Origin of the sequence: Paenibacillus sp. FSL R10-2199, from assembly GCF_038000235.1 — a bacterium.
Taxonomy (GTDB): Bacteria; Bacillota; Bacilli; order Paenibacillales; family Paenibacillaceae; genus Paenibacillus_AQ; species Paenibacillus_AQ phytohabitans.
Map to the genome: position 1 here is coordinate 2,891,468 of NZ_JBBOBO010000001.1, position 13,230 is coordinate 2,904,697.

General features: G+C 49.2%; 12 protein-coding genes. 10 read left to right on the forward strand and 2 right to left on the reverse strand.

Going from position 1 to position 13,230, the window contains the following annotated elements:
* Positions 1 to 55 precede the first annotated feature (55 nt).
* Complete coding sequence (locus tag NYE33_RS12550) at positions 56 to 1,387, forward strand: PhoH family protein (protein ID WP_039304201.1); 1,332 nt, start codon at positions 56 to 58, stop codon at positions 1,385 to 1,387.
* Between the two features lie 485 nt (positions 1,388 to 1,872).
* Positions 1,873 to 3,105, forward strand: coding sequence for an extracellular solute-binding protein (locus NYE33_RS12555; RefSeq protein WP_076244057.1), 1,233 nt, complete (start codon positions 1,873 to 1,875; stop codon positions 3,103 to 3,105).
* Here NYE33_RS12555 and NYE33_RS12560 read toward each other — a convergent pair.
* Together NYE33_RS12560 and NYE33_RS12565 are read right to left on the reverse strand one after the other, a co-directional pair.
* Positions 3,097 to 4,227, reverse strand: a complete 1,131-nt coding sequence (locus tag NYE33_RS12560) for a hypothetical protein (protein ID WP_076244047.1) — start codon at positions 4,225 to 4,227, stop codon at positions 3,097 to 3,099. The two genes, NYE33_RS12555 and NYE33_RS12560, sit on opposite strands and share 9 nt — an antisense overlap.
* A 206-nt stretch (positions 4,228 to 4,433) precedes the next feature.
* Positions 4,434 to 4,670 carry a DUF2626 domain-containing protein gene (locus tag NYE33_RS12565; RefSeq protein WP_039304209.1) on the reverse strand — a complete coding sequence of 79 codons (237 nt, stop codon included), beginning with the start codon at positions 4,668 to 4,670 and terminating at the stop codon, positions 4,434 to 4,436.
* Between the two features lie 347 nt (positions 4,671 to 5,017).
* Between NYE33_RS12565 and NYE33_RS12570 the strand changes: the two genes are divergently transcribed.
* The 8 genes from NYE33_RS12570 (at position 5,018) to NYE33_RS12605 (ending at position 13,084) form a co-directional block, all read left to right on the forward strand.
* Positions 5,018 to 5,665, forward strand: coding sequence for an RsfA family transcriptional regulator (locus NYE33_RS12570; RefSeq protein ID WP_039304213.1), 648 nt, complete (start codon positions 5,018 to 5,020; stop codon positions 5,663 to 5,665).
* 132 nt (positions 5,666 to 5,797) lie between these two features.
* The gene (locus NYE33_RS12575) at positions 5,798 to 6,778 is read left to right on the forward strand and encodes a ketopantoate reductase family protein (RefSeq protein WP_076244045.1); all 981 of its coding nucleotides are present in this window, start codon (positions 5,798 to 5,800) and stop codon (positions 6,776 to 6,778) included.
* Between the two features lie 33 nt (positions 6,779 to 6,811).
* Entirely contained in the window at positions 6,812 to 7,171 is a 360-nt protein-coding gene (locus NYE33_RS12580) for a DUF3397 domain-containing protein (protein WP_305954203.1), read from the forward strand.
* 150 nt (positions 7,172 to 7,321) lie between these two features.
* Positions 7,322 to 9,046: a peptide ABC transporter substrate-binding protein gene (locus tag NYE33_RS12585; protein WP_042139399.1), complete on the forward strand. Its 1,725-nt coding sequence runs from the start codon at positions 7,322 to 7,324 to the stop codon at positions 9,044 to 9,046.
* A 227-nt stretch (positions 9,047 to 9,273) separates the two neighbouring features.
* On the forward strand, positions 9,274 to 10,206 hold the full coding sequence (locus NYE33_RS12590) for an ABC transporter permease (RefSeq protein WP_039304450.1): 933 nt from the start codon (positions 9,274 to 9,276) through the stop codon (positions 10,204 to 10,206).
* A gap of 3 nt (positions 10,207 to 10,209) precedes the next feature.
* A complete protein-coding gene (locus NYE33_RS12595) occupies positions 10,210 to 11,157 on the forward strand; it encodes an ABC transporter permease (RefSeq protein ID WP_042139397.1) in 948 nt (315 codons plus the stop codon).
* 14 nt (positions 11,158 to 11,171) lie between these two features.
* Positions 11,172 to 12,167 (forward strand): ABC transporter ATP-binding protein, encoded by a 996-nt coding sequence (locus NYE33_RS12600; protein ID WP_042141541.1) that lies wholly within the window; start codon positions 11,172 to 11,174, stop codon positions 12,165 to 12,167.
* On the forward strand, positions 12,164 to 13,084 hold the full coding sequence (locus tag NYE33_RS12605) for an ABC transporter ATP-binding protein (protein ID WP_042139395.1): 921 nt from the start codon (positions 12,164 to 12,166) through the stop codon (positions 13,082 to 13,084). The genes NYE33_RS12600 and NYE33_RS12605 overlap by 4 nt, the downstream gene beginning before the upstream one ends.
* Positions 13,085 to 13,230: the final 146 nt, after the last annotated feature.

The following is a 13,230-nucleotide window of genomic DNA, read 5'->3' on the forward strand; positions in this document are numbered from 1 at the left end:
TTGCTGAAAAGAGTTATGTATGATCAATCAAACCAGGCGCTGTGGAGGGGATAACATGAAAAAGATATTCGTACTAGACACTAACGTGCTACTGCACGACCCCAATTCGATTTTTGCTTTCAAGGCGAATGAAGTTGTCATTCCTGCTGTAGTCCTGGAAGAAATCGACTCCAAGAAGCGTAATGCCGATGAAATCGGCCGCAACGCCCGCACCGTGTCACGCTTGTTAGACGGACTCCGGGAACTGGGCCACCTGCACAGCGGTGTGGTACTGGAACATGGAGGCACGCTGAAGGTAGAGCTTAACCACCGCAGCTTCGTAAAGGTACAGGAAATGTTCGGGGAGGTCTCGAACGATAACCGCATATTGGCTGTTGCCCTCAATTATCTCCATGAGGAGAATGAAAAGGCTGATCCCAGTCCTGTGGTACTCGTAAGTAAAGATGTACTCGTCCGCATCAAAGCGGATGTGCTTGGCATAACACCGGAGGATTATTTATCCGACCGCACCGGAGATTTGAATGAGCTGTACTCCGGCTGCCAGTCGCTGATGGTGCATCCTTCGCTGATCGATGAATATTATAGTCACCGTTTCTTGTCCATCAAACAGCTGTCGTTGTCCTACCCGCTCTACCCTCATGAATTTGTCATTCTGAAGGATGAGATTGGCAGCGGCAAATCGGCCCTGCTCAAGGTGAACAGCGATGCCAGCCGGCTCGAACCGCTGTACCTCGGCAATGATGCGGTGTGGGGCATCAGCGCCCGGAATGCCCAGCAGCGGATGGCGCTTGAGCTGCTGCTGAATGATGATATTCCGCTGGTGACCATTACCGGTAAAGCGGGTACGGGGAAGACGCTGCTGGCGCTTGCCGCCGGACTATTCAAGGTGGAGGACGAACATAAATACAAGAAGCTGCTGATCGCCCGTCCAGTGGTCCCGATGGGTAAGGATATCGGGTATTTACCCGGTGAGAAGGACGAGAAGCTCCGTCCATGGATGCAGCCGATCTATGATAACCTCGAATTCCTGTTCGATACCAAAAAAGCCGGAGATATTGATAAAATATTGATGGGCCTGGGCAGCATCCAGGTAGAGGCGCTCACTTATATCCGCGGACGTTCCATTCCGTCGCAGTTCATCATCATCGATGAGGCGCAGAACCTGTCCCGGCATGAAGTGAAGACGATTGTCTCCCGCGCCGGTGAAGGCAGTAAGGTGATTCTGATGGGAGATCCGGAGCAAATCGACCATCCTTATCTGGATGCCGCGAGCAACGGGCTCAGCTATATCGTTGAGAAATTTAAGCAGCAGGGCATCAGCGGCCATATTACCCTTGAAAAGGGTGAGCGTTCGCATCTGGCTCAGCTGGCCGCAGATTTGCTGTAGCCTTTAGGCTCTTCGCAGCCTGGCATAATGGGCTTCAGCCCGCAAGCTTAACTGGCAGCACCCGCTCTTCAATCGGCAGCCCGCCGGTTGATTGGCACAGTCACGGCCGGGAGATGACCACTCCCGGCTTTTGTCTGCCCGCCCCCGGAACGGCAGGAGGGGATCTCTGAGATAGCTGGAGCGGAAAGGCGATAGCACCGGAGGGGAATTTTGGAACTGGAGGAGCGGGAGCGTCCGCCTTTGTCTCCGGATTTCAACCGCGCACAGCGGTTCAATCGAAGAAATCTGGAGGCAACAGCGGCCGGAAGTCCAAATATTCACCGCAGGTGCGAATACCGCCTAACCGGCGACCGGTTCATCAGACTCACCCCCTCATGCCGTTCACACCTATATAATAGAAAGAGAACGTTTTCACAAACGCAGACAAGCACGTATATGTCTGCTAAAATGAGGAAGACGAGGATCACGGGAGGAGAGAGAAGCACGTGCTGAGACGCAAAAACTATTGGCTGCTGTTTGCTGTTCTGCTGCTGTCGCTGACAAGCCTGTCGCCCAGCATGGAGCTGGATACAGACGAGGGAAGCTATCCGCCCAGACAGCCGCTGGACCAATCGGAGCGCCCTCCTTCAGGTGAGCTTGGGGACGAGCAGAGCTTGACCATCCGCGTATCGCTCAGCAGTTTGGAATTTGGCGTACTGCAGCGGATCAGCAACAATTACAGCCTGTCGAGCGGGGTCAGCGTTCAACTGACCAATGTGGACACTGAAGAAGATGGAGCCTCTCAGGTACGGGAGGAACTGACGGTTGGGGATAGTCCGGATATTGTAATGCTGGACGGCCACAGTATTTTTGATCTGGCTTCCCGGGGATATTTGCTGCCTGTGGATATATACCAGAGTGTTCCCGGGAGCACCCCTCTTACCATGCTGATCCCGCAAATGCAGTGGAACGGATACGACTGGGGCGTTCCGCTCGATATCGATCCCTATGTAATGGTATATTCTCCGCAGCGGCTTGCGGAATGGGGGCTGTCCGGGGCACCGTCAAGTCTGGAAGAATGGAGCGGACTGCTGAGCCGGCTGAACGGGGAGGAGACGAAGGAACATTATTTGCTGGCAATGGATACTCGGAACCCTTATGGTTATGCAGCTGTACTTCAGAGCATGGGAGGCGGACTGCTGTCTATGAGTGAAGCGCAAGCGGCTTGGACGGAAGCTGCCCGCGGATATTTTTATCTGACCAGCCGGTTTAATCAGGATATCTGGAATATGCTGCAGGATGGCAAGCTTGCGGTGGCCGTAGTGCCGCTCTCCGAATGGAGAAAATATGGAAACTCCACGCTGGCGGTCCAAGCGCCGCTGGAACAGACGGGCCACAACATCTACGAGGCAATCCAAAGTCGCTTTTTTGCGCTCCCGGCACAATCCGGCAGCCCGGAGGCAGCGGTCAAGTGGCTTGCTTATGTGACCTCGAGCTCGGCTCAGCTGGAATGGCTGGAGAATACAGACCATCTGCCTGCACTGGATGAGCTGTACCGCTCTGGATTGCCTGAAATCTCCCGGCTACCGTTCGACTCCGGATTATTCCTCACCGATGATAATGCCCCCGAGTCAGACTCTGAGGGCGAGTGGAGCCGCAAGGCTGAAGCGGCAATGCTGCTCATGACCGGCAAGCTGGATGCTGCAGGATATCAAGCAGCGGCCGCAGCCTCAGAATGAGAGGGACAGCTTGACATGGAGCACGCCGTCCGAGCTGGATACTTCTGTGGCATGCAGGAATGAGACGATTTTTGACGGATAGAAGCCCAGATCGAACTCTTCCTCCAGCGCCTGACGGGTAGTATCCGGCAGCTCCAGTCCATTGAAGACCACATGGTCCACATGGAACATTAATCCGTTGACCGGTTCCTCCTGAATGGTGTAATGACCGGTCAATGTCAGTGACAGTCCGCCGCTTTTCCCCGTGGCTGTAATCTCGTTATTCTTGAAATGAAAAGCGAAATCCTTGAACAGCGTATTCTGCGTGACCAGGAATTCGTTCAAATCCTCTTCCTTCAGCGCAAGATTATAAGTCATCCCCTTACGGACCAGCACACCGTCCCGGTTCTGGACGAACTGCGGCAGATGCTTCATCGCCGAGGATAACGCCTTGAAATAAGTCTTAACCTCATGTATTCCGATATTCTCCCAATATTTACTGAATTCCTCCAGCAGTACCCCCATGCGCTCAGGATCTGTACTGGCCTGAATACCGCCCTCAATTTCTTCATTCAAAGCAAGCACACGCTTCTGCTGCTCCTGGAGCGCTGTTTTGAGCCCGGCGAGCTCATCAGAGCTGCGCTGTGCGGCCGCAATTGTTTTTTTCAAATCCTTGTATTGTGTTTCATACTGTGACAGCGTGTCCCGGTCCTGCCCCATAATAATCTCATAATAATCATAAAGAGCGAGTACTCTGCTGATGCTTTTGGCGGACAGTAAAGCTGCAAGCAATCCGTCGCGTTCCCCCATATAATAAGCCCGCACAACTGCGCCTGCGCGTTCCTGCTGATCTGCAATGGCCGTTTGTTTGGCGGCAGACTGCCGGGTCAGCGTGGCGACTTCACTTTCAAGTGCTTGTTGTTCTGCCGTAATCCGGACAATCTCCCGTTCAATCTCCGCTGAGGACAGAGTCTGTTCGAGCAGCTTGCGGGTTTCTTCATTATCCGGAACGGCAGGTGCTGAAGCACTGAGGCCGGAACCTGGGCCGGCGGACAGATATACCGGTGAAGCCAGCGGCAGAAGTGTGCAGGTGAGAAGGAGTAGAGCTGCAAATAACCGGCGTAAGGAACTGCGGAATAACACCACATCACCACCTTGAACAGAGTTGAGTAATAGGTATGTACTAATAATATGTTTCTGCCTGTTAAAATATCATACCCTGTTTCGGCATCCGGGAACTACATTCGGACAAACAAAATTACAGCGAAAACATATAAATTCCCATACAAAAAAAACGGAGTTGCTCCTTGAGATAAAGGAACACTATCCGTTTCAGTACTGTATATGCGTTACAGCGGCAGACCCATCTGAAAGACTGTCCAATAACTGAAGCCTGTAAAGGTCAGGATCATATAACCCCAGAAGAGCAGAATGTAGGTCTTTTCCGTGAATTTCATGTAGCCGAGGATCACAAAAAAAGCGGTTTGTAAAAAGAATAGCAGGGCCATTTCCGTAAGATCACCGGCGAAAGCCATAAGTCCGATAACGAGTGTGAAAAATCCCAATACGCGAAACATGCGGTCCAAGAGAGAGTCCCCCTTCCAGTATGAATCCGGATACTACTGCTTATTTATCATTATAACGGCTCTGCAAAACACTGTAAACGAATTCATTGAAAAAAAAGGCAGGAAATCATAATATTTATGATTTTTATAATTGACACAAGCTTTTCTCTTGGAATTTAAGAATTTATAGCATTGTAAGTATGATGTTCAGCCAAAATGGCAATACAATTTAGTATCAAATAGATTCTATGAACTCTAATAGAGGCATAGAAATGGAGTAAGCAGCTTTTATCCTTATTCACTACCCGGCAAGAGCTGCCGGTTCTGAAGATGGTTATTTCATGATGTTGTTAGGAGGGTTAGGCTTTATGACAGCCGTTAGACAGGATGCTTGGAGTGCGGAAGATGATCTGATATTGGCAGAAATAACGCTGCGTCATATCCGTGAGGGCAGCACACAGCTTGCTGCTTTTGAAGAGGTGGGTGAAAAAATCGGCAGAACCTCGGCTGCCTGCGGTTTCCGCTGGAACAGTTGCGTACGCAAAAGTTACGAGGATGCTATCGGGATTGCTAAAGGCCAGCGTCAGAAACGAAGTTATTTGAAGAAACAGCCGGCTTCCAGAGGTGCGCAGGTAGCGGGACTGATTCTTGGAGACATTGAAGAGGACTACGGACGAAGCGAAGGGTTAAGCGAGAACAGCTTATCGATTGATGCGGTAATCCGGTTTCTGAGACAATGGAAAGGCACGTTCCAGGAGGCTGGGCGGCAGCTGAAGATGCTGGAGCGGGATTTGCGAGAGAAGGAAGATGAACTGACGGAACTGAGAGCAGAGAATGAACGCTTATCCAAGGAGGTCAATCTAGCCCAGAGCGATTACCGTGTAGTCAATGATGACTACAAAGCGCTGATCCAGATTATGGACCGGGCCCGCAGACTCGCATTTCTAAATGAAGAAGAAGAGGAAAAAACCCGCTTCAAAATGGACGCGAATGGAAACCTGGAACGGATCGAATAGAACATGAATCCCGCAAATCCTGCATCCCAGTGCCTCACGGCACCGGCATTGCAGGATTTTTTGTGTTTTGCTTTGAGCGGAGGTGCAGGATATAATTAGGAAAATTACCGGGCGGCAGGAGGATGTGTTTGCATGAAAATTGATATTATAGGGGCGGGGGCGCTCGGGCTCCTGCTTGCCGGCAAGCTCATTAGTGCGGGGAGTGAGGTCAGACTGTGGTGCCGGAGTGAGCAGCAGTGCAGAGAATTAGCAAGCAGCGGTCTAACGGTCAGCTATGAGGACGGCGGGGAGGCGATATCCGTTAAGGGTGACCGCTTCTCGGCCGAACCGGTGAGTAAGTATACGCAGCGGCAGCTGGCTGATCCGGGAGAGGTGACATTGCTAACCGTCAAACAAACGGTGCTGCATCATGAGCTTCCGGAGATTCTGCGGCCGCTTCATGACCGGAATCTTACAATGATATGTTTCCAGAACGGCTGCGGACATATAGAGCTGCTGCAGGAGCTGCTGCCGGAATCCTCCCTCTGGGTGGCGGTAACCACTGAGGCTGCCAAGAGGAAAACATTAACAGAGGTTATTCATGCAGGTAAAGGGGAAATCTGTATAGGGAAAAGCAGTCAATCTCTACGTCAAAATGAATCAAACGCACAGGATTGGGACCATGACAGCGTAATAAGTTTTACTGAGGCCCTTGCAGCAGCAGGATTCAACGCCTCTCTGTCGAAAGAAGTGGATACCATCATTTACCGGAAGCTCTTGATCAATGCTGTAATTAATCCTCTAACCGCAATATGGCGGGTCCCAAACGGCGGGCTGTTGGCTTCACCTGAGCGTGTACAGATCATGAAGGAACTGTACACAGAGGCCGTACAGACCTATGATGCCTGCGGGATTAACTATGAGAAGCATGTCTGGGAGGCCATTCTTGAAGTATGCCGGGCTACATCGGGCAATATTTCATCTATGCTGGCCGATGTGCTTGCTTCAAGGGAAACGGAAATCCGCTGGATTAACGGAAGCATTGTGAATATGGGGCAGCAGCAGGGGGCTCAAGTCCCGCTGCACCGCTGGATCTGCGGACTGGTAGAGGGCATGACTGTGAGGGAGAGGTGAGGCTGTTTGGAATTTTTGCGGAATTCGTTCGGCGTGTTAAGCGTTATTCCGATTGTTCCTTTTTTAATCGTTTATTTCGCGGGCATTGGTCTTAAGCAAGAGAAGAGAAAAACTTTTTTGCTGGCGATGGACGTGACTACATTATTTTTATTGCTGTCAGTTTCAGGATTATTCAATACGATCTTTCATTCGAATTTCGGGTTCTTTCTTATACTACTTATTGTATTAATATCCGCTGGACTGATTGGAGGCGCGCAAAACCGGCTCAAGGGATCGGTCGACGGAAAACGGTTACTACGGGCAGTTTGGCGACTTTCTTTCTTTTTTATGGGTGCCAGTTACGTACTATTTATGATTGTAGGCCTCATACGATACATATCACAAGCGATGTAATGTTCCACTGCTCCGGTGAAGCGTCAACGTCACAAAATTTTAAAGAATTAAAAAAAAGTCGTTTTCAGAAAATATTGCTCTAGATTTTTTTGACCACTGGTTGTATAATCATAAACCATATACCACATTCTATTTAGGGGGAACTGCTAGATGAAGAAGAGTAAAAGTCTATTGCTCATGTTCGCATTAGTTTTGGTTATCGGCACAGTGCTTGCTGGCTGCGGCGGAAACAATAACAATGCTAACAGCGGCACCAATGCTGCAGCAACAAATGCAGCTGGTAATGAAGGTAGCACGAACACAGGAACAACTGGTGACGAGAAACTGGCTGCTGACCAGACACTTAGAGTCAACCTGACTGCAGAACCACCTACTTTTGACCCTGCTCAAGCTCAGGACAGCCAAGCTAATACCGTCCTGAAAACTATGTATGAAGGTTTGACCCGCATGAATGACGAAACTGGCCAAGCTGAGCCGGGAATTGCCGAATCTTGGGAGATTTCCCCTGACGGTCTGGTATATACATTCAAACTGCGTGATGCACAATGGAGCAACGGCGACCCTGTAGAAGCTGCTGACTTCGTTCGCGCCTGGAAAATCGTGCTGGATCCTAACACAGATCCAACTGCACCTTATGCTTACCAATTGTACTACCTGAAGAACGCTGAAGAATATTATGGAAAGAAAGTTACAGATTTCAACGAAGTGGGCGTAAAAGCTGTTGATGCGAAAACTCTTGAAGTTACGCTGAAAGCACCAACTCCATACTTCCTTGGCCTTCTGTCCTTCTATACTTATTACCCTGTACACAAATCCGTTGAGGGTAATACTAAATGGGCAACAAACAAAGATACTATGATCACTAACGGTGCGTTCACATTGACTGAGTGGACTACCGGCCAATCCCTGCAAGTAAGCAAGAACGATAAATATTGGGATGCTGCTAACATCAAGCTTGCTAAAATCGACTTCTCCCTGGTTAACAGCGGTGCAACTGAACTGCTGAGCTACAAGAACGGTGAACTTGACCGCGCTGGTGCACCACACGGCGAAATCCCGCAAGAACAGATTCCTATCGTACAAAAAGAGCTTCCTAACGAATTCCAGAGAAAAGGTATCGCAAGTACCTACTACTATGAATTCAACATCACTGAAAAACCTTTCGACAACGTTAAAATCCGTAAAGCCCTGGCAATGACTGTTAACCGCCAATCGCTGATCGACAACGTAACACTGGGCGGACAAATTCCGGCATACGGCTATGTACCTCCAGGTATCGCTGGCGCTGACGGCGAGTTCCGTACTGCAATTAAAGACGACTACTTCACAGAAGATACTGAAGCAGCTAAGAAATTGCTGGCTGAAGGTCTGGCAGAAGAAGGTCTGACTGAACTGCCACCGGTTGAATTGTCTTACAACACAAGTGAAGGCCACAAGAAAATCGCTTTGGCTGTAGCTGACATGTGGAAACAAGCTCTGGGTATCACTGTAAACACTGTTAACCAGGAATGGGCAGTATTCATCGACAACCGTCAAAACCTGAACTACCAGATCGCACGTGCTGGCTGGACTGCGGATTACAATGATCCAATGACCTTCCTGGATATGTGGGTAACAGGCGGCGGTAACAACGATACTGGTTACGCTAACCCTGAATATGACAAGCTGATCGCTGACGCTAAAGCAAGCTCCGACTTGGCAGCACGTCAAGAAATGTTTGCTAAAGCTGAAAAAATGATCATTGAAGATGATATGATCCTGATTCCGTTCTACTACTACACAAATAACTCCCTGACTAAAGAGTACCTCAAAGGTGTAACTCTTGACTTCAGCGGTGCAATTGACTTCACTCGTGCTTACCTGCTTGAGCACTAAGAATTGTAGAACCTTCGGTTAGCTTAACTGAATAGTGGTTGTCTGAAGGTAGCAATATACTTCGGGATATATATGTGGAATTCCATATATATCCCTTTTTTTTGCATTTCAGGCTTTTTGTTAAAGATTTCACGAACTTACAAAATAAGAAATTAGACAAATGGCCATTTTTTTCATAAAATCTAATTATGTGTCTCAAAAAAATGTCGAAGGAGGTGTTGATGGGGATGGTTCGTTATGTTGCCAATAAGTTCTTCTATATGCTTGTCTCGCTGTTTGTGCTAATTTCAGCGACCTTTTTTCTGATGAAAGCCATTCCGGGGGACCCGTTTACTTCTGAAAAGAAAGTTCCGCCGGAAATAAAAGCGCGTTTATACGAGCAATATGGACTGGACAAGCCGCTCTATCATCAGTATTTCAAGTATTTGGGTGAAATTGTCCAGGGTGATCTGGGTGTATCCATGAAGCGTCTGAATCAGGATGTAACTCACTTGATCGGACAAACGTTCTCGGCGTCTCTAAAGCTGGGGGTTATCGCAATTATTGTGTCGGTTATTGTCGGAGTCTTTCTCGGCATGATGGCGGCACTCTATCATCGCAAGTTTATTGACAGTGCGGCTATGGTGCTGGCGGTGCTGGGAATTGCGGTTCCGAGCTTTGTAGTCGCCTCGCTGCTTCAGTATGTGTTTGCCTACAAGTTCCACATGTTCCCGGTTTCCGGATTTAAGGGTCCGCTGTATTATGTCTTACCTGTAACCGCACTCTCGGCACAGCCGATAGCCTTTATAGCGAGGCTAACGCGCTCAAGTATGCTGGAAGTGCTGCATGCAGATTACATCAAGACGGCTAAGGCCAAAGGCCTAAGCTGGGCAGCAATCCTAAGCCGTCACGTACTGCGGAACGGAATTCTGCCGGTTGTAACTTATATGGGACCTATGACGGCTAACATCGTAACAGGTTCTGTAGTTATCGAGCAGATCTTCGGTGTCGGCGGTATCGGTAAGCAATTCGTCGAAGCGATTGGTGTGCGTGACTATACCGTTATTATGGGGATTACGATCTTCTACGGCGTATTGCTCATGCTAGCACGCTTTATCACGGATATTGCTTATGTGTTTGTAGATCCGCGTATCAAACTAAGTGGTGGAAAGGAGGGCTAAAGATTGGCTTCTGACAAAAAATTGGTATCGCAGGATGCGAACCTGAAACCGGAAGATTTCCGTAAAATCGGAATTGATGAGCGGCAAGCTGAAGTCATTCAGCGCGAAAGTTTGTCTGCCTGGCGGGATTCCTGGGAACGTCTGCGCCAGAACAAAATGGCAATGACAGCACTGGGTATTCTTGGACTGATTATCCTTGCGGCGCTTATCGCTCCGTTGTTCTCAAAGTACAATTACTACTCAAATGATTTGCTCAGTACCAACAAGCCTCCTTCATCCGAGCACTGGTTTGGTACAGATGATCTGGGACGCGATATCTTTGTCCGTACCTGGTACGGTGCACGTATCTCACTGATTGTCGGCCTGGCTGCCGCTGCCATTGACCTTTTGATCGGGGTTATCTACGGCGGAATCATGGGTTACTTCGGTGGACGTGTAGACAATATCATGAACAAAGTATCTGAAATTCTTTACTCCATTCCTTACCTGCTGGTTGTTATCCTGCTCCTGGTTGTGCTTGAACCAAGCCTTGGAACGATCATCCTTGCGCTGACGATAACGGGCTGGATTACCATGTCCTGGATTGTCCGCGGCGAGATTATGCAGCTGAAGAACCGTGAGTTTGTTCTGGCTTCGCGTTCGATGGGTGCAGGGTCCAAAAGACTGTTGTTCAAACACCTTTTGCCGAATGCGGTAGGTCCGATTATCGTAACCATTACACTGTCTGTACCAAATGCCATCTTTGCTGAAGCGTTCCTGAGTTTCCTCGGACTTGGTGTACAGGCTCCTGTAGCTTCCCTCGGATCGATGATCAATGATTCACTGACTGGCTGGCTTTATTATCCGTGGCGTTTCCTGTTCCCGGCTATCCTGATCAGCTTGACCATGCTTTCCTTTAATATTTTTGGTGACGGTCTCCGTGATGCACTGGATCCTAAGCTGAAGAAATAAGGAGGTGAACAATGATGGAACCCATTCTGCAAGTCAAGGATTTGCAAGTTTCCTTTTTTGTAAAAGGCGGAGAAGTTCAGGCTGTACGCGGTATGAACTTTGAAGTAGGCAAAGGCGAGACCGTAGCCATTGTCGGTGAATCCGGCAGCGGCAAAAGTGTCACTGCACAGTCAATTATGCGGCTGCTGCCTGCCCCGCTCTCCAAAGTGAAGCAAGGCGAGATTGTTTTTCAAGGAAAGAATCTGCTGGACCTTAGCATGAAACAAATGGAATCGATTCGCGGCAAAGATATTGGCATGATATTTCAAGACCCGATGACTTCTTTGAACCCAACTATCAAAGTGGGCAAACAGATAACCGAAGTTTTGATCAAACATCAGAATATGTCAGCGGCCGAAGCGAAACAGCAAGGTATTGAAATGCTGCAATTAGTAGGCATTAAAAATGCGGAGGCTCGCTTTAACCAATATCCCCACGAATTCTCCGGCGGGATGCGCCAACGCGTAATGATTGCCATTGCTCTGGCCTGCCGCCCGGCTCTCCTGATTGCGGATGAGCCGACAACGGCGCTTGACGTAACCATTCAGGCGCAAATCATGGAAGTTATGAAAGAGATGCAGCAAAGACTAGGGACCTCCATCATCCTGATTACACATGATCTCGGCGTGGTTGCCGGCATGTGTGACCGGGTCATCGTAATGTATGCTGGTGAAGTGGTCGAAACAGGGACACGCTGGGAGATTTTCAAGAATCCCCAGCATCCTTACACCAAAGGTCTTTTGCGGTCGATGCCGCGTCTTGACCAAAAGAAGGGTGAGCCGCTGATTCCGATCATCGGTACTCCCCCGGATCTAATTAAGCCGCCGGTCGGTTGCCCGTTCACAGCGCGTTGCAGCGAAGCAATGCATGTCTGCGAACAGATCGATCCCGGCGCCACAGAGTTCAGCGAAACGCATATGGCGCGCTGCTGGAATCTGCATTCGATGGCCAAGGAGGTGCAGTTCGTTTGAGTAAGAATCTGATTGAAGTAGAAGGTCTTAAGAAGTATTTCAATGTAGGCAAGGGAAGAGTTCTTAAGGCTGTTGATAATATTAATTTCTCGATTCGCGAAGGCGAAACCCTGGGTATGGTAGGGGAGTCCGGTTGCGGTAAGACTACTGCAGGCCGTACGGTTCTCCGCTTGTACGAGCCGACTGCAGGAAGCGTGAAATACAATGGTACAGATATCTACAAATTGTCCGGCAGCAAGATGAAGGCTATGCGCCGTGATATGCAAATGATCTTCCAGGATCCGTATGCATCGCTTAACCCGCGGTTCACGGTTTCGGATATCATTGGTGAAGCACTGGACATTCACAATCTTGCGGGAAGCCGTCTTGAACGCAAGAAACGGATTGAAGAGCTGCTGGATATGGTTGGTCTTAACCATGATCATGCAACCCGTTATCCGCATGAATTCTCAGGCGGCCAACGCCAGCGTATCGGTATTGCCCGTTCCCTTGCGGTTAATCCTAAGTTCATCGTCTGCGATGAGCCGATCTCCGCACTGGACGTGTCAATTCAGGCACAGGTAGTCAATCTGCTCAAAGAACTTCAGGACCGTCTCGGACTTACTTATCTCTTCATCGCGCATGACCTGTCCATGGTTAAGCATATCAGTGACCGTGTAGCGGTTATGTACCTGGGCAAAATGGTTGAACTCGCGGAAAGCGAAGAATTGTACGCTAACCCGATCCATCCGTACACCAAGTCGCTGCTCTCAGCGATTCCGGTTCCGGATCCGGAAGTGGAAGCGAACAAAAAACGCATTCATCTGCATGATGAGCTGGGCAGCCCAATTTATAGTGCAAATGAAAAAACCAATGATAGCGATTATGAATTGGTCGAAGTGTCCAAGGGACATTTCGTCGCTAAACAATTCGCTTAAAATTAACAGCATTATAACCGTAGGCGGGAGCGTTCAGCTCTCGCCTATTCTTTCAATTCATGCAAGTGTAGCTGCATGGCGGCGCTTCTTTCTTTGACGCCGCACCCAACTTTGGATACAATCATAAAGGGTTTACCGATTTATGA